This window comes from Leucobacter coleopterorum, from assembly GCF_011382985.1.
Lineage (GTDB): Bacteria > Actinomycetota > Actinomycetes > Actinomycetales > Microbacteriaceae > Leucobacter > Leucobacter coleopterorum.
Genome location: NZ_CP049933.1, coordinates 2,216,014 through 2,235,967, shown reverse-complemented (window position 1 = coordinate 2,235,967; position 19,954 = coordinate 2,216,014). Strand labels below are relative to the sequence as shown.

Genomic DNA, 19,954 nt, shown 5'->3' with positions numbered 1-19,954 from the left:
CGAGAGACTACACCTAAACCTCTGAGAGTGCGCCGTCGAGCGCCTCAAGCAACAGGGGAAGCTCTTGCGGGCCGAACGCGAGGGGTGGACGAACCTTCAACACACTCTCGTTTCGACCGATCCGTGAAATCAGCACTTTGCGCTTCTTCATGGCCTCAACTACCTGCTTGGCAAGTTGAGGAGCGGGCTCGCCGTCAATCGCAAAATCAAGGCCAAGAAACAGTCCGGAGCCCTTCGCCGTGCGCACGAAGTCGTGGCGATCCGCGAACTCACGGAACGACACGAGGGCGCGCTCGCCCAGGGTGGCTGCTCGCTGCATGAGCTGTTCTTCCTCCATCTCAAGCAGCACGGCTTCTCCGACCGCTGCCGAGACCGGATTACCGGCGAAGGTGTTGAAAAACTCATTGTGCGAGCCAAACTCGTCGAGCATGGCCTCGCTCGTGACTACCGCAGACATGGGGTGCCCGTTGCCCATCGGCTTGCCCATCGTCACGAGATCCGGGATCATGCCGGCGTGATCGTGCCCCCACAGGTGGGTGCCGGTGCGGCCAAACCCACTCTGCACTTCGTCAGCGATCACGAGACCGCCGGCAGCACGCACGCGGGAAACAATTGCTGGCACCAGCCCCTCGGGTAACCGCGGCATGCCCTCTGTCGAGAATAGCGGGTCGAAGAGGCAGGCCGAGACGCCAAAACCGGCCTCCTGTAGCGACTCAATGGCCGTGTCAAGCTCGGCCAGGGTGTCGGCGAGCACCTCCGCCTCGGGGCGCGGATCGCGGTCGAGGTCCGGGATCCTGAGCGTGCGCACGTGAGCGCCGAGCGGCTCGCGGGTTTTGAGTCCCGTGGTCATCTCTGCGAGCGAGATGGTGGTGCCGTGATAGCTGTAGTCGGAGACGATCAGGCCGGTCGCGCCGGTGTGCTGTCTCGCGATCCTGAGCGCAAGTTCATTCGCCTCAGACCCCGAGTTGCCGTAGAACACCCGATCGAGACCGTGCCCAAACGTGCTGAGTAGCCGCTCAGAATAGTCAACGATGCGCGAGTTGAGATAGCGCGTATTGATGTTGAGGGTCGCCGCCTGCTTGCACAGGGCGCGAACAACCCGGTCGTTGCTGTGGCCGACGTGAGGTACGTTGTTGTATCCGTCAAGGTAGCGGTCGCCGTTCGCCTCGGTGAGCCACACCCCCTTGGCCGACACCATCTGTAGGGGCTCAGTATAGAAGAGCGGGGAGTAGGGGCCGATCGTGGTGTTGCGACGTGCGATCAGTTCGGCATTGGAGGTCATGTGCAGCGTCCTTTAGTTGGCAAGAAGTTCACGAGCGAGGCGCACGGTGTATGGCAGTACGTCTGAGGCAAGCCACTCTGCGGTGGGCTCGCCGCGGCGATCCGAGGCCCAGCCCAGGTAGGTGAGGCTACGGGCGAGCAGGATTGCCGGGAAGACCTCGTGGTCGGCGGCGTCGAGGGGGCGAATGGCCTCGTAGCCAGCGAAGAGGGCTTTCTTGTACTCTGCGTAGCGGGGGTGCGGCACAAAAAAGTGCAGCGCGGTTGCGAGGTCAAAAAGGTGCCAGCCCGCCGCGAAGTCGTCAAAATCGATGAGCACGAGGCCCGCTTCGGTGCGCAGCACGTTCTCGGGTGTCAGATCCGCGTGGATTGGGCCAAAACGATGCGTGGGGCTGCCGTAGTCGCCCAGCACCTCGCGAATCCGGGCGATGCCCGACTGAACGATCTGACGATCCTCACCGGCGAGCTCGGCAAGTTGCAGCGGATCGCCCCAGGCGGGCGCTTCTCCGACGAGGCCGTCGAGATCCCAGTCATCGCGCGGCACGGCCATTCGATACCCTGAGCGATCCGTTGCTTCGTGCACCTGCGCAATCAGTCCACCGAGCTCGGCGAAATCAGCCGCGTCGATAGTGGCTGTGCCATCGACGGCAGTGCGCTCGTCGCCGAAGTTGCCCTGGTTGGGGATCAGTAACTGAAGGTCGACCTGGTGTACTCCGGCCGGGTGGTTGTGCCCGACGGTGCAGAATCCGCGGCCATCGGGTGCCTCACAGAACCCGGGAACCGCAACGCCTTCGCGGTGCAGCGCACGCACGAAGTCGAGTTCGCAGCCGAGCTCGGCGTCTGAGTGGTATCCCTGGCGGTGCACGCGCAGCACGTACTGGCTGCCGTTGCTGCTGAGGGAAAACACGAAGTTCTCACGGTTTTTGAGGAGCTGGAGGGGCGTATCAGCGGTGATGCCGTACGTGGTGAGCGCCTCTCGGGCGAGCTCCTCGGCGGCTGCGAGATCTACGTTGACCATGCCATTCCTTTCGGTCGATGCACATACGCTAACACGCATCGCGGGCAAAATCTATACTCAAAGTATAGTATTTGAACTTGCGGTGTAAGTTTTGTGCTGTTGCACTTAGACTGAGGTGCATGACCATCGGCATTGAGAGTGCTGCGCCCCTCAGCCTGCGCGATCGCAGACGACAGCGCACCCAAACCGAGCTCGTTGACGCGGCGCTCGTTGTGATTCGAGATGTTGGCCTCGCCGACACCACTATCGAGCGGGTATCGGCCGTTTCTGGCATCTCCCGGGGCACCATCTACGCTCACTTTCCCGGTGGCAGAGACGAACTATTGCGTGCTGCCTATGCCCGGCTCGGCAGTGAACTCGCGGAGCGCACCCGCGCTGAGGTTTCGGCGGCAGAAGACTGGCAGGCACAGCTTGCGGCCCACGCTCGTGAGATGTTTCGGCTGGCTGCGGACCCGAATATCGGTCACTTCTACAACGTGTCCGGCCCAACGTTGATTGTCTCGGGGGTCGAACGTGGCATCGGCTCGGGAGCAAGTGCGGCCATGATCCGGGAGACGCTGACTGCTGCACAGCGCAGTGGCCAAGTGGACCCGGCGATCGACGTGGCTGCGGTCGCGCTGCTCCTCGTGGGTGCACTGCGCGAGGCTGCAGCGGGAGTATCGGCGGGCCAGCAAGATCCCCACCAGGCACACGCTGCCTTCGGAATCCTGCTGCGAGGCCTGGCCGCCTGATTTATCGCCGCGAGCTTCGCGGTACGCTGGGGCCATGGAGACTGAAGAGCTGTCTGCGGGCGTTGTCTCGGTGATTGAAATTATCGGGGTCGTCGTTGTGGTCGTCGGGTTCGGGATCGCGGCCGTGCTTGCTGTGCGCGCGCTGAGTCGTGGGAAGGGCGGCAAGGCGGCCTACCAGACTCTCCGCACCTCGATCGGAGGTTCGATCCTGCTTGGTCTTGAAATCTTCGTCGCAGCCGACATTATCCACACACTCTCGGCCCCGAGCCTTGAGGTTGCAGCTGTGCTGGGCCTCATCGTTGTGATCCGAACGATCCTCAGCATGTCGATCCAGATCGAGATCGACGGGGTGCTGCCTTGGCGTCGCGCGCTTCTCACGAGCGGTGGTCAGGTATTGGCGGGCGCCATCACCGAAGACACCCGCTCGGCGCAGTAGGAGATTTAGTCGGCGGGGGATTCAGTCTCGACGAGGGTGACCTCGACCCCGTTGACGCGTTGAATCTCGCGCTGGTACTCGGCCACAACACTGCGAGAGACACGGCAGTCGAGCAGGATCGTGCCGCTTGATCCTGAGCTCACCCACTCTTCGAGCGCGTCGAGATCCGCAAGCGATCGCACGGTGATGCCGAGAGCGCCGAGCGCCGATGCCATGCCCGCAAAATCGACGTCGGGGATCAGCATGGGGGTCTCGTCGAGCCCCATCGCGCCGTAGAGGTGTACCTCGGCTCCGTAGGCGCCGTCGTTCCAGACGACGATCACGCAGCTGGGGCCGTGCGGATCGCGGTTTCGAGATCCGCGAGCGCCATAAGCCCGCCACCGTCGCCCGTGCTCAACACGACGGTTGTCCCGGCTGCCGCGGCAGCAACGCCCGCAACCGTTGGAAACCCGAGCCCGATGGTCTGATAGGCGGTGCCGACCATGATCATGCGCTCGGGTGATGTGACCGGCCAGTACATGTTGGCCCAGCCGATGAAGTGTCCGCCATCGGTCGTCACGTGGCGATCCGCAGGCAGAAGCTCGCCGATGCGGGTGGCGACACTGCGTGGATCGAGCCGGCCGTCAGTGCAGAGGCCGTCCGGGTGCTGCTCGAGTCCGTCGCTGCGTGTGCGCAGGGCGCCTCCGGGTTCCAGGCCGGCTACGCGCTCGCGCCAGCCGCTGGACGCCACGTCTGATTCGGTGAGCGGGTCGAGTAGCGACCCCAGCAGCTCCTTCGCGTCACCCTGCAGCAGAAGATGGGTGATCGGAGTTTTTGATTTCGGTGGGTTCACCTGGTCGTCGTCGATGCGAATGACGGTCGTTCCCGGCCCAAATAGCTCACCGAAGCGCATGGTGAACTGGTTGAGGCTGGCACCGACAACAACCACAACGTCAGCCTCTGTGATCACGGCCATTGCGCGATCCTGACCAAAACCGCCGGTGATCCCCAGATCGTACTGCTCGGCAGAGAAGATGCCGCGCGCGAGGGCCGTTGTGGCGGTGACTGCACCGAGGGTGTCTGCGAGTTCATTCAACTCAGCGGCCGCGCCGGAAATGTGGGCACCGCGACCCGCGAGGATCAGCGGGCGCTCGGCCTCCTTGAGTGCAGTGATTGCGGATTTCAGTTGGTGGCCCGCCACACCAGACGGGCGTGGGGTGCGAGGAGTTGCCGTGGCAGCAGGTGCTACCGGGTTCGGAATATCTGCGACCGAGGCGCTGAGCGCCGCCATGGTGGCCGGGTCGTTGAGGTCGATCCCGCCCTGTGTGCCGGCATCGCCTGATCCCGCCGTGCTGATCGCACCCGTTGTAACGACGGGGGTCACGACCTCGGCGGAAACGAGGTCGTAGGGGATGCCGAGCACCACCGGGCGCCGCCTGCGCAGCGCGTACGACACAGCACGATCCACCGTGCGATCGATGTTGGTCACAGAGAGCATGTGGGTGCGCACCCCGATGGCCGCGGCGAGCAGCTCTTGGTCAACGTCCCAGGGCGAGGGCCGTCGCTGGGTGCCTCACCGACCACCACCAGCATGGGAGTGCGGGCTTGGGCCGCCTCGGCGAGGGCGGTCAGCGTGTTGGTGAATCCGGCGCCGTAAGTGGTTGTCGCAATGGCGAGCTGGCCCGAAACGCGAGTGAAGGCGTCCGCTGCGGCAACGGTGCCGGCCTCGTGGCGCACGGCAGTGTACGAAATGCCCACCTCGGCGAAGTGCTCGATAAGGTGAGCGTTGCCGTTGCCCATGAGCCCGAAGCTGTGCGTGGTGTGCCGGGCAAGCGCTTGAGCGACGGCGTGGGTGAGGGTGCTGGTTGATGGTGCTGACATCACAGGTCCTTGATTGAATGAGAGTGGTTTGGATCCGTGTATGTCTCGCTGGGTTTCACTACCCAAGCAGCAGCGCCCCTTTTTCGAGCGCCTTTGCCGGCCAGATCGGGCGAGAGCCGACCGTGCTGGACGATTACATCTTACGGGTAGCGTGTCACTGACGTGAAAGATATCAGCGGTAGTTTTGCGCGATCCGCTCGGCTGCGTTTTTGAGTTTGGCGACGACCTCGTCGAGCGGATCCGGCAGGTTGAAGTGCACGATCGCGATTGCCGCGGGTGGTTCGCCCGGAATGCGGATCGGGACTGCCACGCTGCTGACACCGTTCACCACCTCGTGGCGGCTTACAGCGTAGCCCTGCTGTTTTGTATTGAGCACGGCTTCACTGAACTCAGGGCTGCCAAGCAGAGTTTCGCGCTCGATGGCGCTCAGTGAAGATTCGATGGCTCGCCCGGGAGCACCGCGGTCGACCGTGTGGCTGACGCCTGGGTCGCGTGCGATGGTCGCCTCGACGTTGGTCGGTTCGACGGTCATGAGTGTGACAACCTCGTTGGCATCGAGCACGGTGAGGAATGCCGTCATGCCAACTGTATAGGCGAGTTCAGTGACGGCGGGCATTGCGGCGGTGTGCAGCGCGGGTGCAACTCCACGGGCGAGTGCGGTGACTTTGGGGCCGAGGCGAATGAGACCTGCGCTGTCGCGAATAACGAAGCGGTGCTGCTCGAGGGTGCGCAGGATCCTGTAGGCGTTTGAGCGATGTACCCCGAGTCGTTCTGCGAACTCGCTGATTGAGATGGGTGATTCCGCATCGGCGAGTAGTTCCAGGGCCTGGAGTCCGCGGGACAGCGTCTGGGAGCCAGCGGTGGCTTGTCCCTCAGCGCGAGATTCGGTCATGTCACTATTCTTCCCGATACCAGGAGCAGAATGGGTGTTGTGGGATCGCGCGCCGCCGTTTATGCTGAGTGTGCGATATTCAGACTTGCTATTCAGATAGTGAACAACATTCCCCGCGTGAAGGAGTAACAATGCAGTTCCACCACCACGGATACGTGTCAACTGATCCCCGAATCGAACCGGCCGCTGGCGTAGGCCTTGACCGTCCGAGCGACCTACCCGCAGAGATTGACGTGCTCATCGTCGGTTCGGGTCCGGCAGGTATTGTGGCCGCGGCCCAGTTGGCACAGTTTCCGAGCGTTGTAACGCGCGTTGTTGAGCGCCGCGACGGTCGTCTCGTGCTGGGGCAGGCCGACGGGATCCAGGCGCGCAGTGTGGAAACGTTCCAGGCATTTGGCTTCGCAGAAGAGATCATCAAAGAGGCTTACCAGATCACCGAGACCTGTTTCTGGAGCCCCGATCCCGCGCAGCCCGAAAACATCGTGCGCAGTTCTGTTACACCCGATGATCCGACGGGGATTAGTGAGTTCCCTCACCTGATTGTGAACCAGGCACGTGTGATCGATTACTTCGCGCAGTACGCGCGATACTCACCCGCGCGCGGCGAGGTTGACTACGGTTACGAGTTTGTTGGGCTCAACGTGACGGGCGAGGGGAGTATCCCGTCGAGGTGACACTGCGTCGGGTCTCCGGTTACAGTGGCGCTGGCATCAACACCGAGCGTGCCGCGGGGGGCGGCGACGCCGGAGAGATCACCGTGCGGGCGAAGTATGTGATCGGCGCTGACGGTGCTCGCTCAGCCGTGCGTCACTCAATCGGGGGTGCGCTCGAGGGAGACCAGTCCTTCCACGCGTGGGGTGTCATGGATGTGCTCTCGGTCACAGATTTCCCCGATATTCGCAAGAAGTGCATCATTCACTCTGAGGCGGGCAGTATCCTCCACATCCCGCGCGAGGGCAACCACCTCTGCCGCATCTATGTCGATCTTGGTGAGGTTGATGAGAACGACGGTGGCAAGGTGCGTGAGACCTCGCTCGAAGAGGTCATTCAGCAGGCGAACGCGATCCTGCACCCCTACACCCTCGATGTGCGCAACGTGCCCTGGCACAGTGTGTACGAGGTGGCCCATCGTGTCACCAACCGTTTCGACGATGCCGCAACGTCGCCCGATGGCAAACCACGCGTCTTTTTGATGGGCGACGCCTGCCACACGCACAGTGCCAAGGCGGGTCAGGGCATGAACGTGTCAATGCAGGACGGTTGGAATCTCGGCTGGAAGCTCGGGTATGTGCTTGAGGGGCGCAGTCCGGAGTCACTGCTGCGGACCTACTCGGACGAGCGCCGCGTGACCGCGCAGAACCTCATCGATTTCGACCGCGAGTGGTCGGGACTCATGGCGCGCAAGCCCGAGGAGTTTGACTCGCCCAAGCAGCTGGAAGAGTTCTACGTGCAGACGGCGGAGTTCCCAGCCGGGTTCATGACTGAGTACACGGAGTCGATGCTGACGCGACCGGGTGCTCACCAGGAGTTGGCAACGGGCTTCCCGATCGGCAAGCGCTTCAAGTCTGTTATTACAACCCGTGTTTCTGACGCGGTCGACGTGCACATTGGGCACCACCACCGCGCAGACGGTCGCTATCGTGTCTACGCCTTCGCAGATGTGGGTGGCGAGGCGCTGGATCAGTGGGCCGAGTGGATGCTCGGTTCGAAGGACTCGCCGCTGCAACGCTTCACACCGCTCGGTGCCGACGTTGATTCAGTGTTCGATGTGAAGGCCGTGTACCAGCAGGATCACCACTCCGTTGATATCTCGAAAGTGTCGAAGGTGTTCCTGCCGCTGTCGGGCCCGTTCCAGCTCGTTGACTACGAAAAGATCTACGCTGCAAAGGCTGATGACGACATCTTCGAGCAACGCGGTGTGAGTCGCGACGGTGCCGTTGTGGTCGTTCGCCCCGACCACTACGTCGCGGGCATCTTCCCGCTGTCGGCGACTCAGGAGTTGTCTGACTTCTTTGCTCAGACGTTCCTGGAGCGCTAAGGCTCAAAGGGGTTGGCCGCTTCGCCCACAGGCAGCATTGCCTGTGGGTTATGCACAGATCTGTTGTTTCATGACCCGATACTGTCATGGAACGCCAGAGTGGACGAAAGCGTGTCCACGCTGACGGTAGATCCTGGCGCTTATTTCGAGGGTAGACCGCAATGGATCCAAAAGGTAGAATCAGGGTATGTCCTTGAACATCAAGAATGAAATGACGCACGCGAAGGTGAGACGCTTGGCCGCGCTCACTGGCATGAGTCAGACCGCTGCCGTCGATGACGCCGTGGAACGCCGTCTCCACGAACTTGAAACCGATGACTGGGGCACGCGTGGGCCAGCGATTAGAGCATTGCTTGCGCGGGCTCAGAGTATCTTCACGCCGGAAGCCATTGCGAGTTCCCGTCGTGCGGAGCAAGAACTTTATGATCCAAAGACGGGGCTTCCTGCGTGATTATTGACACGTCAGTGGTTGTAGCAGTGCTTCGTCAGGAGCCGGGATTCGAAGCTCTTGTGGAAGTGTTGGTCGCAGAACCTGCGCCAAGTATGTCTGCCGCGAGCTACGTGGAAACCTGTGCAGTCTTGGCGCGTACCCAAGAGCAGCAGAGTCTCGTGGACGATTTATTGCGGGTTTTCAGTGTGCAAATTATTCCGTTTGACACTAAACAAGCGAAGTTCGCAGCCGCTGCGTATCAACAATTTGGACGAGGCAGCGGACATCGGGCGAAACTGAACTTGGGTGACGCCTATTCCTATGCTCTTGCCAAAGCCCAGGGAGAACCCTTGCTCTTCGTTGGCGATGACTTCGTGCACACCGATGTGATGGTTGTTCACAAATAAAGCTGGGGACGACTGGGGCCCGAGATCCAACTAGATCCCGGGCCCCACTTAGTTATTAGTGCTTAGCCAGCGAAGCGGAAGAGCTTCTTGTTGGCAAACTCAAGCATGCCAACCTTGCCGAGCTCGCGACCGTAGCCCGACTTCTTCACGCCACCGAAGGGCACGTCAGCACCCTCGAGGCCTGCGCCACCAATGAAGACCATGCCCACGTCGAGCTGGTTGCCGACCTGCTCGGCGCGCTCCAGGTCGTCACAAATGATGACGGAACCGAGGCCGTATGGCGAGGAGTTTGCAAGCTCGATAGCCTCAGCATCGCTCGAAACCTTGTAGAGCTGCGCTACGGGCCCGAACAGCTCCTGGCTGTAGACGTCCATTGCCGGGGTGATGTTTGTGATCACGCTCGGGGTGTAGAGGTTGCCCTCGGGGGTGTTGTTGCCCACGAGCACCTCGGCGCCCTGGTCGAGCGCACCCTGCACCTGACCCGCGAGGGTCTTCGTGGCGGCAGCCGACGACATGGGACCGAAGTCACCGTCTGCGTACGACTGGCCAGCGATCGCCGCGGTGAACTTCTTTGAGAACTCGTCGAAGTACTTGTCCATAACAACGATGCGCTTCGAACCGTTGCAAGCCTGGCCTGTGTTCTCCATGCGGCCGCCAACTGCGTGCTCAACCGCGTGGTCGAGATCGTTGGTGTCGAGCACGAGGAAGACGTCGGAGCCTCCGAGCTCAAGCACACACTTCTTAAGAGCACGGCCAGCCTTCTCTGCGACGATCGCACCAGCGCGCTCGGAGCCGGTGAGCGAGATTCCCTGGATGCGGTCGTCGGCGATGATGTCGGAGATCTGATCGTGTGTTGCAAACACGTTGACGTAGGCACCCTTCGGGAAGCCTGCGTCGAGGAACAGCTTCTCGAGCGCGAGAGCCGACTCGGGGCACTGCGCGGCGTGCTTCAGCACGACGGTGTTGCCCAGAATCAGGTTCGGTACTGCGAAGCGAGCGACCTGGTAGTAGGGGTAGTTCCACGGCATGATGCCGAGGATCACGCCGGTGCCCTGGTAGCGGAAGAAGCTCTTCAGCCCGTCTTCTACCTCAAGCTGCTCGTCTGCAAGCCACTTCTCAGCGTTGTTCGCGAAGGCTGCGGTGATAGCGCCCGAGAACTCTGCCTCGCCGATCGACTGATCGAGCGGCTTGCCCATTTCGCGGTTGATGATCGCGCCGAGCTCATCTTTACGCTCGTCAAAGAGCTCAGCGGCGCGCTGCGCGAGTGCTGCACGCTGTGCAACGGTCGTGGTGCGCGACCACTCCTTGTAAGCCTTCTGAGCCGAGGCAAGCGCGTCCTCGATCTCCGCCGCTGTAGCGTCAGGGTACTCGGCAACGGTCTCGCCCGTGGCCGGGTTAATTACGGCAAACGTGCCCATAAATGACTCACTCCTTAGTGACTTCGTCTGGTGGTGGGTATAGCAAGTCTCCCACACCAGCGGTCACAGCACTAGCGTCCGGATCCCGTGTATTTCTGGAGGGGAGCAGCCCATATCAGCCGTCGAGTGGCGATGAATCTGCGAAATCCGTTGTGATCCTCGCCATAGCGCGGATCGGCGAGCCGTCAACACCCGCGAGTCGCAGTGGGGCGAGGACCACCTCCACCTTTGCTGGGAGTTCGGTGAGCCGGGTGAGGTTTTCGACAATAATCCCGTCGCGGCCAAGCCAGAGCTCGTGAACCGGCAGAGTTGCGCTGTTAGGATCGCTGCTCGCGTCCGGGCTGAGTGCATCAATCCCGAGCACCCGGCCTCCGCGTTCCCACAGCTCTGCCGCGAGTTCAAGCGAAATAAAAGGGTGATTGATGGCCTGCTGGTCTGCGAAATGCTGATCCCAGCCAGTAGCGATGCAGACGATGGTTGGGAGGCGCTCCGGCAGTTCTGCGTCAAGGTCGGCGACCGTAATGCAGTGGTTCGCGCCGACGCGCGTTCGCAGAATGAGAGCCTCTCCCTGCAGGAGTTCGAGCGGAATGTTATCGACCGTTCGCCCGCCCTCGATTGAGTGCGATGGCGCGTCGAGGTGCGTGCCAGAGTGAGAGCCGAGCACAAGATGCGCAACTGCGACGGTGTCTTCGGCGACGCTGAGCGCCGGAGTGATGCTGACTTCGGGGTCGCCCGGGTACACCGGCATGCCAGTTGTGACAGGGTGGCTAAGGTCGATGACACGCATTGTTCTAGGGTGCCTCATTTGCTGTCGGGGTGGTTTCGAGCGGTTCTTGCAGGGGCGCGGTCGGCTGGGCCGCACTGCGACGCGCCTTTGCCCGGTGCCTCGATCGCACGATCGCGATCACAATTAGCGCGATGACGCCACCGAGCACAAGCCAAGGAATCAGGATCCCGAGCACCACCAGCGCCCCCGCGCCTGCAGTACCGAGCGACGCAATGCCCGCAAGCAGCCCGTCCCAGAAGTTTGAGGGGCCGCCCGGGATCACACTTTCTGTTGTGAGGTTCACCCAAATGCTTGCCTCGTCGACCTGGCCCTCGAGTGCCTTCAGCTGGGCCTTGAGTCCATCAAGTTCTTGCTGTCGCTGCGAGAGTGCTGTTTCTGCCTCGATCAGCTCCCCGGTTGTTGCCGCACCCGACATGAGTTCTTTGAGGCGTGTTACCGAGTCTTCGAGAGCGGCTACACGGGCCTTAAGATCAACGTGTTCTGCCGTCACATCGGTCGCACTGCGGTTCTGTGAGGTGACGTCTCCGACCTCCGCGAGTGCGTCAAACGCCTCATCGACTTTCGCCGACGGCACCCGCACGCTCAGCGTAGCTGAAGCGGGTTCGCTTCCTGTCGCCTTCGAAACTGTCTGAGACTCGACGTAACCGCCAAGCTTTTCTGCGACGGTGGTCACCTTGTCTGCAGCCTTCGTTGGATCGGACACCACAATCGTGAGGTCGCCGTTCTGAATGATTGACTGGCCCGATTCAGTGGCGGCGTCTGTCATCTTCGGTGAAGCATCCGACAACGCGCCAGGCTCCGCCGCAGCCCCCGGCGCGGGATTTGTGGCCCTGTGTCACTCACGGTGCCGGGAGGCATGGCACACGCAGAGAGTGGCAGAACGAGTAAACATGCGGCGATGAGCGCGAGGATGGAGCCGTGTCGTTTCATGGCCTCATTGTATTTGGGGGCACTGACCCGCACCCCAAATGACGTGTAATCGTTAGGGGAGCGGGATCGAAAGTGTTCCGGTCTCGGGCAGCGGTTCGATGTGACCGTCTTTGAGATCCGGCACCCAGCGCATAGTGCAGGCCGCAACAATCACGCAGACGAGTAAGAGTCCGGCGGAGACAAGGATCGCGCCGTGTGCTCCGGCTGCGTCGATGGCGACACCGGCAAACGCTGATCCAACCGCAACTCCTACGAGCTGACCGGTTCCGATCCAACCAAATGCTTCGGCGGTCTCAGAGAACTTCACCGTCGAGCTGACCATGCTTGAAACGGCAGCGAAAGTGGGGGCCGTGCCGATCCCGCCCAAAAACAGCACGGCGCTGAGCCACCAGATGTTCAAACTGACGAGGCACAGGACGGTACCGATCAGAACGATGGAAATTCTGAGTAGGAGTGACCAAGGGCGCAGAGGGCGGTGACCGAAGAGTAATCCGCCCACAAGGGAGCCGCCTGCAAACAGTGCGAGCACGATCCCGGACTCAATGCTCCCGTGCCCAGCACCTTCACCCGCAGGGGTGAACGCCGAGACGATCCCCGCCTCAATCGCCGCGAATGACGCAACAAAGAAGAACCCGATGGTTGTGGAGATGATAACGGTTGGGCGCCGCAGAATCGCGCCGAGGCCTCGCCGCGAGCGGGGAATCTTTACTGAGCCGACTGACGGGCTCAGAATGAACCAGGCACCACCAAGCAGCATGAATGCCGCAGCGACACAAAGGCCTACTACGGTGCCAAACTGCGAAGAAACGAGCACCGCAACGACTGGGCCAACGACCCAGATGAGCTCTTGCGCGGCAGCGTCGAGTGAGAAGAGGGCAGTGAGCTGATTGCCCGGTACGAGCTTCGGGTAGAGCGTGCGCACTGCGGGGGTGACGGGCGGTGTTGTCAGGCCAACGAGAAAGGCCAAACCCGCGACGATGACGAGGGGAGGTGCACCACTGCAATGGTGACAAGCAACCCTGAACAGAGGATCGCAGTGAGTGTCAGAACTGGGCGCATGCCCCAGCGGCCCATGAGCCTGCTGGCAACTGGACCCGAAATCGCCTGGCCTGCACTCTGTGTTGCGAGCACGATGCCGGCAGAGGTGTAGTCTCCGTACGCGAGTTGAATGTGCAGCAGCAGAATGATCGAGAGCATCCCGAAGGGAAAACGGGCGGTCAGCTGCGAGACAAGTACGCGAAAGACGCCTGGATTTCGCCCCAGCTCACGATAAATACCCATCAGACGAGTATATGGGCGCGGGCGGCCCGACGCGCGGATTATCTGGAGATGTCTGCGGGGGAGCCCGACGTGTTTCTCGACTTTGCGCGGGTGAGTCTGAGCTCATTGAAAAAGAGGTTGAGCGCCACAGCCGCCAGTGCTGCTGAACTGATGCCTGAATCGAAGATCGTCGCGAACCAAGTCGGGAACCCATCGTAGAAGTCTGGCCGAACCACTGGCAGACTGCCAACGGCAATTGAGACAGACACGATGATCAGGTTGAAGTTTCCTTCGTAACCGATCTTGCTCAGCGTGCGTATGCCCGATGCGGCAACGGTACCGAAGAGCACGATCCCGGCCCCACCCAACACCGGGGTCGGCAGGGCGGCCACCACCTGACCGAGAATGGGGAACAGTCCCAGAACTACCAGGATCCCGCCGCCTGCCGTCACAACGAACCTGCTCTTTACGCCGGTAATGGCGGTGAGACCGACGTTTTGAGCGAATGCGCTTTGCGTAAATGTGTTGAGGAACGGGCCAAGATGCTGGCGGCCATGTCTGCTCGCAAGCCGTCAGCGATCCGGCGTTTGCTGACCTTGGTGCCGACGATCTGGCCGAGCGCAACAATGTCAGCAGTGGTTTCCGTAAGAATCACGAGCACCACCACGATCATGGAAATGATGCTTCCGATTTCAAACGCCGGCCAGCCAAAGGCCAGTGGCTGGGGGAACGCGAAGAACGACCCCTGCCCGACTCTCGAGAAATCGGCAGTGCCGAGAAGGGCCGCGAGGAGGGTCCCGAAGGCCATACTGAGCAGAATGGCCAGTCGTCGAACTGCCACCGATCCAAATCTGGTGAGCAGCAGAGCAGAGCAAAGAGTGGCCATCGCGAGGCCAATGTTGACCGGGCTTCCATACTCTTTTGCGGATGCATTGCCGCCCATCGCCCAGTTCGCGGCGACGGGAAGGAGGGCGATCCCGATCATGGTGATGACCACGCCGGTCACCACGGGCGGAAAAAAGCGAATGATTCGGGCGAAGACTGGAGCGATCAAGAACCCCACGATCGAGGCCACGAGCACTGCTCCGAATACACGCTGGATATCACCGCCATCGCTCTCGAGAATCGCGACCATCGTGGCGACTGCAGCAAACGAGGTGCCCTGCACGAGCGGGAGCTGGCTGCCAAAGAACGGGATGCCCACGGTCTGCAAGATTGTGGCGAGTCCACCGACAAAGAGACAGCTCGCAATGAGCGCTCCGATTTCTGCTGAACTTAGCCCAGCCGCGCTGCCAACGATGAGTGGAGGCGCGATGATCCCACCGTACATCGTGAGCACGTGCTGTAGGCCATAGCCCAGGGTGCGTCCGATAGGAAGTCGCTCGTCTTCGGGACGTGGGGTGCGTGGATCTCGCAGCGCAGTACTCACAACTGAACACTAGCGGCTGGGTGCTTTGGTTCCTAGGGACGTTGTAACTTTTCTGCTCTGTTCGGCTTGAATGTTGCAGAGTTTCAGTTTGCGACCGCCTCAAACGGTATACGCTTTAGGCGTCCTGTTGAAACGTACAGATTCTCGGAGGACCATCAAATATGCGCGTTCGCAACCGTCTCGAAGCTGTTCGCAAGGCCGATCGGTTGTTAGAAGCGCTTCGCTCCGCAGACGAACTCGCAGCGACGGCGGCCCGCTCTGGAAGCGTAAGTGACATTCCAGTGCTGTTGCAGACGGTCGAATCCAGCGATCAGGTGATGGCGATTGCTGCGATCCATGCCCTTGCGTGCATTCCTGACCCAGAGGTCGACGAAGCATTGATGGGCATGCTCACTCACGAGCAGGGGTTTGTGCGTGAGCACTCAGTCTGGGCACTTGGATCTCGAGCGCCTCGCATTGAAGCTGTCGGGCCTCTCATATATATGGTGGTTACCGGCGGATTCACTGGCATGCTTTCTCAACGCACCCTCGAGGAGTGGGCGAAAGCGGCCCCAGCTACAGTCGCTGCCCGACTTGAGAGCGCCCTGGCCGAGGTCGTTGACCCAGCACAGCGGTTTCGACTCGTGGAAACACTCGGTTTGGTGCCGGGCTCCGCAGTGGCGGTTCAGCTTGCGCGCATTGCAGGTGACGTTGGGGAAGGCCTTCTCGCGCGTGTGGCGGCGGTCTCCGCGCTCGGAGACCAAGTGCCTGCGCCCACAGAGTGTGCGCTGCTTGAACAGCTCACGCAACTCGACGGAGTTCTCGCTGAGGTGGCCAAGCTTGCGCTTGCAGATATCAAAGCCGCAGTGATCGCCTCGAACGCATCAGATGGGGGCGGCGCGGTCGATCCTGCTGGCACCAAGATTGGAGGAGGACTGACCATAGCGCAACTGTTTCTCCACGCAGACATTGATCCCGAGCTGAGCAACGCTGGGAACGGAGACAATGGCGGAATCGCGACGCTGTTGGTGAGGCTGGGGGACGCGCTCGTTGGCACCTCGGATCGCCTGGGAGATGAGGTGAGCCTCGGGGGAGTCGAGCGGGTTCCTGTGACGCGCGTGCTGACGCTCTCAAGAGGTGACATTCATGAGGCGGCGCAGAACCTTGAAGTGTTGCGGAAGGGCCTTGCTGGTCACGTCTATGCACGCATCCCGCTGCTGCAAGATCCTGTACAGGCTGCAAACGCCTGGCCGCTGAGGGTGACCGCGCGCAGAGGCATTGCTCGCATGATTCGGGCCGCGGGCCGGGTGGACGTAATCCACCTTCGCATGGCCGATGTGGGCAGCTTGGCGGCGCTTGAAGTCGCTCGTGCGAGTAACATTCCTGTCGTCTTTACCTCGGCTCCCGACCCTCACGTGCTCATCAACACCATGGATCTCTCGGGCCGCTTGACCCGGGAAAACTTTGGATCCGTTGACGAAACCGAGCACTTTTGGTTCAGAGTGAACCTCTTGCAACGGCTCGTGGCGAGTTCGGCTCACACCGTCTATTTCCCTAGGCCAAACCTGCAGTTCGACATGCGGGATCTCATGGGCATCGACGTAGCGAAGGCGCCAGGTAAACACACCACTGTTCCAGAGGGAATCGATCTGTCCCTGACGGATGAGGCTGTGAACGAGGCGCGGCGCTTCTCCGAGGGCGGCACTCCAAGCTCCGCGCTCAGCGAGCTTCGTGAACTGTTGCAGGGCTCCCGCCCGAGCGGCGTGGGTTGCCACTGCTGTTGAGTGTCGGTCGGTTCCATCGGGTCAAGGGAACCGCCAGCATCGTAGAAGCATGGGCCGGATCAGAACTGCGCGAGCGCGCGAACCTGCTTCTGATCGGGGGAAACTTGCTACGCCCTTCAATTGACGAGCAAGACCAGCTGGATCGGATCCACCAGATCATTGAGCCGGAACAGCGCATGGCCGGGGGCTCGTGCTGTCGGGGCATCGACCCAACGGGGTCGTGTCGCGTTGGATCGCGGCCGCCCGCTTTGGACTCCCTGGGTTTGTTGCCCCGAACGGCGTCTATGTGTGCGGCAGCCTCAAAGAAGAATTTGGCCTTGCGGTGCTCGAAGCCATGGCGGCCGGATTGCTGGTCGTTGCCCCTGACGGCGGAGGCCCGGCAACCTATGTTGAACACGGACACACCGGCTTTCTCACCTCCACTTGGGTGCCCTCGAAACTCCGTGACGCGATTGGTGAAGCCCTTGACCGCGCCGCCGATGAGCGCACCGATGAGCGCGCCCAACGTTCTCGCAGTGTTGTAGAGCAGGGCTACACCGTCGAAGCCATGGCCAAGGCTCTCGTCGGAGTGTACTCAGGCACCCATCACGACAGCATGACGCTTCAACAAGAACTGGACGTTTTCTCATGACGCTTTTGATTATCAGCCCCGACTATGCCTCGCACCTGTACCCTCTTGCGGCTCTCGGCAGCCGCTGGCGAGATCGAGACGAGCGAGTGGTGGTGGCGACAGGATCCGTCACCCAGGCAATCGTTGAATCTTTCGGGTTTGAGCACGTTGGTCTTCAGCTGAGCCAAGGATCAAACCCCGGTGTGATTCGCGCCGAGGAACAGCCACGCGGTGAGGACGAAGCGTTGCGCGGCTTCTTTGCCGCAACCCGTGAGGGCATGATTGAGACGCTGACCTTCCAGGCGAAAGCCCGCATGAACGATCTCATGTGGGAGCCTCTTGCCACCGCTCGGAAGGTTCTGGCCATTGTGGAAGCTCTGCAACCAGACACCATCATTGTTGACCACCTCGCGTTCAGTGCCCGTCTGGCCCTTGTGGCAGCAGACATCCGGCACGTTGACGTCGTACTGGGTCACCCGACTGCGCTCCCACTTCCCGCAACCGGGGAAGTGTACGGACTGCCACCGGCGTGGCCGAACGCGTTCTCACCGACCCCAGCGGAGCTCGAAGGTCTACGCAAACTCACAGAAGCAACGAGTCAAACGTTCACCGCGGAATGGAACCGCGTGCTCGAAGAACTCGCGCCCGGCAAGCCGCTATCAAACGACGCCTTTGCCGAACACGGAGATTTTCTGGTGTTTAACTACCCGAAAGAGCTGGTGTCGCGGGATCGCCTGGCCCTATTGCCGCCGCACACCTTTATTGGCTCCTCTGTGCGCGCGGACCGCAAGGATTCACGTGTGACTCAGTGGCTGTCGGCCAGCGACGAGCCCTTTGTGTACGTCAGTTTTGGAAGCTTTCTCTCGGTGAGAGCAGATGTGCTCGCCAAGGTCGTGACTGCGTTGAAGGAAGCGAACGTGCGGGCGGCCATTGCTTACGGCTCGGCCGATCTTGCAATGCTGGGAGAGTTGCCCTCACACTGGCTTATCGAAGAGTTCTTGCCCCAGGTCACATTGCTGGAGTCCGCCGCGCTCGCCGTCACGCACGGGGGCAACAATAGTGTCACGGAGGCGCTCCACTTTGGAGTGCCGTTGATCGTGCTGCCTTTTTCCACGGATCAGTTTGCGGGGCTGAAGCTCTTGAACGACTCGGATTTGGTTTGGCTCTTGCCCCAATGAGGTCTCCGCCGCGGAGATCGGGCTCGGCTTACGGGCGATGCTTGAAATGCCGCAGCGAACCCGAGAAGCGCTTGATGAGTTGGCTCAGCGTCTGCAACAGGGTGATGTCGAGCGGCCGAGCATCGGCAGCCTCGCCGAAGCGGGCGCTGTATAGAGCCGTTACTTCTTGCACGGCATGGAGGCGTTGCTCGCGCCGTTGCGCAAGTGCGTAGAAGAAGTCTGGAACTGTGCCATCGCTATTTCGCTTCCTCACGGGTTGTCGGGAGGTTGCTTGTCACGGCCTGGTCTGTCGGGTCCGTGTTGAGCTCAAGGTTGATGCCCAACGGGGAGCACCGTTTGCCAATGGCGGAGGATCAACACGGCTGGCGAGATCCACCATCACACCGTGCTCAAGACCTGGATCGATAGCGAGGTACCTCGCGCGTACCGGCAATCCAAACAACTGTGTCTCGGTGATGCGCACCCAATCGAATCCATCAAGCCGCTCTCGACGCCGAGCTCAGGAGAAGCCGCGACAAACTCCGTAAGTTGTTCCACCGACGATGTTCTCGAACTCTTCAGTATCTCGTGTAAGATGAATAGCTGTACTTCGGCGAGGGGCCTTCGAGCCCGTTATCGACGCGGGACGGAACGCCTCAGCGGGCCATCTTGCTGCGTTTCTACGCAAGTGCGAGACACCAATCCTGGCGGCTGTGCCGCCCTCATTGGGCGAGAGCCCGTCAAGGAGATTCAAATATGAGCCAGACCAACAAGTTGGCAGCTACCAACCGCGATGCTTTCGGTAAGGGTGTTGCTCGCAAGCTGCGCGCAGCAGGCCGCACCCCCGCAGTTGTTTATGGCCACGGCACCGATCCCGTTCACGTTTCGGTTGAGACTCACCCGCTGAGCCTCATCATCCGCCAGGCAAACGCGATCATCGAGCTCGATATCGAGGGCCGCAAGGAGCTCGTGCTCGTGAAGGACGTGCAGAAGGATCCGGTTCGCCAGATCATCGAGCACCTCGACCTGATCGTTGTGAAGAAGGGCGAGCTCGTTGACGTTGAGGTTCCCGTTCACGTTGAGGGCGAGTCATTCTCTGGCACCAACGCGCTGCTTGAGCTCAACACGCTGCGCCTGAGCGCTCCCGCTACCTCTATCCCAGAGAACGTTGTTGTCAACATCGAGGGCGCTGAAGAGGGTACACAGGTGCTCGCTGGCGACATCGAGCTGCCCAAGGGTGCTGTGCTGCTCGACGATGCTGATCAGCTTGTTGTGCACGTTGTTGTACCGCGCGGCTCTTCCGCAGACGAAGAGGCAGAGGCCGCTGCAGAGGCAGCCGCCGAGTAGTTCTCGAACACTTTCTGGCCCGTCGGGTTGGCGCTTCAACGCCGACACGACGGGCCGTTTGTCTGTTTGAAGAGGTTGTGCATCGTCAATGTCGGTGGCTCCTGCGATCATAATTACGGAGGGATCACATGTTCTGGCGCAAGAAGAAGGAAGCAGAAGATCG

18 protein-coding genes and 3 pseudogenes are annotated in these 19,954 nt (G+C 61.2%); 9 read left to right on the top strand and 12 right to left on the bottom strand.

The window, feature by feature from the left end:
* Nucleotides 1-13: 13 nt before the first annotated feature.
* Nucleotides 14-1,282 carry an aspartate aminotransferase family protein gene (locus tag G7066_RS10545; protein WP_166330982.1) on the bottom strand — a complete coding sequence of 423 codons (1,269 nt, stop codon included), beginning with the start codon at nt 1,280-1,282 and terminating at the stop codon, nt 14-16.
* Nucleotides 1,283-1,294: 12 nt separating this feature from the next.
* The gene (locus G7066_RS10540) at nt 1,295-2,296 is read right to left on the bottom strand and encodes a phosphotransferase enzyme family protein (protein WP_166330981.1); all 1,002 of its coding nucleotides are present in this window, start codon (nt 2,294-2,296) and stop codon (nt 1,295-1,297) included.
* 119 nt (nt 2,297-2,415) lie between these two features.
* Here G7066_RS10540 and G7066_RS10535 point away from each other — a divergent pair, with 119 nt between their 5' ends.
* Nucleotides 2,416-3,027, top strand: coding sequence for a TetR/AcrR family transcriptional regulator (locus tag G7066_RS10535; protein ID WP_166330980.1), 612 nt, complete (start codon nt 2,416-2,418; stop codon nt 3,025-3,027).
* A gap of 34 nt (nt 3,028-3,061) precedes the next feature.
* Complete coding sequence (locus G7066_RS10530) at nt 3,062-3,463, top strand: DUF1622 domain-containing protein (protein ID WP_166330979.1); 402 nt, start codon at nt 3,062-3,064, stop codon at nt 3,461-3,463.
* 5 nt (nt 3,464-3,468) lie between these two features.
* Here the strand turns inward: G7066_RS10530 and G7066_RS17935 are convergent, their stop codons facing one another.
* The 4 genes from G7066_RS17935 to G7066_RS10510 all read right to left on the bottom strand — a co-directional run bounded on the left by G7066_RS17935 (nt 3,469) and on the right by G7066_RS10510 (nt 6,215).
* Nucleotides 3,469-3,786 carry a hypothetical protein gene (locus G7066_RS17935; protein ID WP_166328078.1) on the bottom strand — a complete coding sequence of 106 codons (318 nt, stop codon included), beginning with the start codon at nt 3,784-3,786 and terminating at the stop codon, nt 3,469-3,471.
* Nucleotides 3,783-4,931, bottom strand: coding sequence for a thiamine pyrophosphate-dependent enzyme (locus G7066_RS17930; protein WP_166328076.1), 1,149 nt, complete (start codon nt 4,929-4,931; stop codon nt 3,783-3,785). Before G7066_RS17930 ends, G7066_RS17935 begins: the two co-directional genes overlap by 4 nt.
* Complete coding sequence (locus G7066_RS17925) at nt 4,928-5,323, bottom strand: thiamine pyrophosphate-binding protein (protein WP_425280727.1); 396 nt, start codon at nt 5,321-5,323, stop codon at nt 4,928-4,930. The genes G7066_RS17930 and G7066_RS17925 overlap by 4 nt, the downstream gene beginning before the upstream one ends.
* 172 nt (nt 5,324-5,495) lie before the next feature.
* Nucleotides 5,496-6,215, bottom strand: coding sequence for an IclR family transcriptional regulator (locus G7066_RS10510; RefSeq protein WP_166330978.1), 720 nt, complete (start codon nt 6,213-6,215; stop codon nt 5,496-5,498).
* A gap of 131 nt (nt 6,216-6,346) precedes the next feature.
* Between G7066_RS10510 and G7066_RS10505 the strand changes: the two are divergent.
* The 3 genes and pseudogenes from G7066_RS10505 (at nt 6,347) to G7066_RS10495 (ending at nt 9,090) form a co-directional block, all read left to right on the top strand.
* Nucleotides 6,347-8,253, top strand: a pseudogene (locus G7066_RS10505) (FAD-dependent monooxygenase).
* A gap of 187 nt (nt 8,254-8,440) precedes the next feature.
* Entirely contained in the window at nt 8,441-8,704 is a 264-nt protein-coding gene (locus tag G7066_RS10500; RefSeq protein ID WP_166330977.1) for a type II toxin-antitoxin system VapB family antitoxin, read from the top strand.
* Nucleotides 8,701-9,090, top strand: a complete 390-nt coding sequence (locus tag G7066_RS10495; RefSeq protein ID WP_166330976.1) for a type II toxin-antitoxin system VapC family toxin — start codon at nt 8,701-8,703, stop codon at nt 9,088-9,090. The genes G7066_RS10500 and G7066_RS10495 overlap by 4 nt, the downstream gene beginning before the upstream one ends.
* A gap of 62 nt (nt 9,091-9,152) precedes the next feature.
* Here the strand turns inward: G7066_RS10495 and G7066_RS10490 are convergent, their stop codons facing one another.
* The 5 genes and pseudogenes from G7066_RS10490 to G7066_RS10470 all read right to left on the bottom strand — a co-directional run.
* On the bottom strand, nt 9,153-10,508 hold the full coding sequence (locus G7066_RS10490) for an aldehyde dehydrogenase family protein (protein ID WP_166330975.1): 1,356 nt from the start codon (nt 10,506-10,508) through the stop codon (nt 9,153-9,155).
* Between the two features lie 115 nt (nt 10,509-10,623).
* Nucleotides 10,624-11,295: a cyclase family protein gene (locus G7066_RS10485; RefSeq protein ID WP_166330974.1), complete on the bottom strand. Its 672-nt coding sequence runs from the start codon at nt 11,293-11,295 to the stop codon at nt 10,624-10,626.
* A gap of 4 nt (nt 11,296-11,299) precedes the next feature.
* A complete protein-coding gene (locus G7066_RS10480; protein ID WP_166330973.1) occupies nt 11,300-12,082 on the bottom strand; it encodes a DUF4349 domain-containing protein in 783 nt (260 codons plus the stop codon).
* A 195-nt stretch (nt 12,083-12,277) separates the two neighbouring features.
* A pseudogene (locus G7066_RS10475) lies at nt 12,278-13,506 on the bottom strand (MFS transporter).
* A gap of 95 nt (nt 13,507-13,601) precedes the next feature.
* Nucleotides 13,602-14,914 (bottom strand): annotated as a pseudogene (locus G7066_RS10470) (nucleobase:cation symporter-2 family protein); the annotation flags it as partial.
* Nucleotides 14,915-15,075: 161 nt separating this feature from the next.
* Here G7066_RS10470 and G7066_RS10465 point away from each other — a divergent pair.
* The 3 genes from G7066_RS10465 (at nt 15,076) to G7066_RS10455 (ending at nt 18,465) form a co-directional block, all read left to right on the top strand.
* A complete protein-coding gene (locus tag G7066_RS10465; RefSeq protein WP_166330972.1) occupies nt 15,076-16,677 on the top strand; it encodes a HEAT repeat domain-containing protein in 1,602 nt (533 codons plus the stop codon).
* A gap of 220 nt (nt 16,678-16,897) precedes the next feature.
* Complete coding sequence (locus G7066_RS10460; protein ID WP_166330971.1) at nt 16,898-17,308, top strand: glycosyltransferase; 411 nt, start codon at nt 16,898-16,900, stop codon at nt 17,306-17,308.
* The gene (locus tag G7066_RS10455) at nt 17,305-18,465 is read left to right on the top strand and encodes a glycosyltransferase (protein WP_166330970.1); all 1,161 of its coding nucleotides are present in this window, start codon (nt 17,305-17,307) and stop codon (nt 18,463-18,465) included. The genes G7066_RS10460 and G7066_RS10455 overlap by 4 nt, the downstream gene beginning before the upstream one ends.
* A 28-nt stretch (nt 18,466-18,493) precedes the next feature.
* On the opposite strand, the gene G7066_RS10450 is transcribed toward G7066_RS10455, so the two are convergent.
* Nucleotides 18,494-18,718, bottom strand: coding sequence for a hypothetical protein (locus G7066_RS10450; RefSeq protein ID WP_166330969.1), 225 nt, complete (start codon nt 18,716-18,718; stop codon nt 18,494-18,496).
* Nucleotides 18,719-19,200: 482 nt separating this feature from the next.
* Here G7066_RS10450 and G7066_RS10445 point away from each other — a divergent pair, with 482 nt between their 5' ends.
* Nucleotides 19,201-19,791: a 50S ribosomal protein L25/general stress protein Ctc gene (locus G7066_RS10445; protein WP_166330968.1), complete on the top strand. Its 591-nt coding sequence runs from the start codon at nt 19,201-19,203 to the stop codon at nt 19,789-19,791.
* Nucleotides 19,792-19,954: the final 163 nt, after the last annotated feature.

Bases quoted from the DNA above. Each gene is read 5' to 3' on its own strand.
- G7066_RS10540 (WP_166330981.1), bottom strand. From the start codon at position 2,296: ATGGTCAACGTAGATCTCGCAGCCGCCGAGGAGCTCGCCCGAGAGGCG.
- G7066_RS10545 (WP_166330982.1), bottom strand. From the start codon at position 1,282: ATGACCTCCAATGCCGAACTGATCGCACGTCGCAACACCACGATCGGC.
- G7066_RS17925 (WP_425280727.1), bottom strand. From the start codon at position 5,323: ATGTCAGCACCATCAACCAGCACCCTCACCCACGCCGTCGCTCAAGCG.
- G7066_RS10455 (WP_166330970.1), top strand. From the start codon at position 17,305: ATGACGCTTTTGATTATCAGCCCCGACTATGCCTCGCACCTGTACCCT.
- G7066_RS10465 (WP_166330972.1), top strand. From the start codon at position 15,076: ATGCGCGTTCGCAACCGTCTCGAAGCTGTTCGCAAGGCCGATCGGTTG.
- G7066_RS10535 (WP_166330980.1), top strand. From the start codon at position 2,416: ATGACCATCGGCATTGAGAGTGCTGCGCCCCTCAGCCTGCGCGATCGC.
- G7066_RS10510 (WP_166330978.1), bottom strand. From the start codon at position 6,215: ATGACCGAATCTCGCGCTGAGGGACAAGCCACCGCTGGCTCCCAGACG.
- G7066_RS10490 (WP_166330975.1), bottom strand. From the start codon at position 10,508: ATGGGCACGTTTGCCGTAATTAACCCGGCCACGGGCGAGACCGTTGCC.
- G7066_RS10500 (WP_166330977.1), top strand. From the start codon at position 8,441: ATGTCCTTGAACATCAAGAATGAAATGACGCACGCGAAGGTGAGACGC.
- G7066_RS10445 (WP_166330968.1), top strand. From the start codon at position 19,201: ATGAGCCAGACCAACAAGTTGGCAGCTACCAACCGCGATGCTTTCGGT.
- G7066_RS10485 (WP_166330974.1), bottom strand. From the start codon at position 11,295: ATGCGTGTCATCGACCTTAGCCACCCTGTCACAACTGGCATGCCGGTG.
- G7066_RS10530 (WP_166330979.1), top strand. From the start codon at position 3,062: ATGGAGACTGAAGAGCTGTCTGCGGGCGTTGTCTCGGTGATTGAAATT.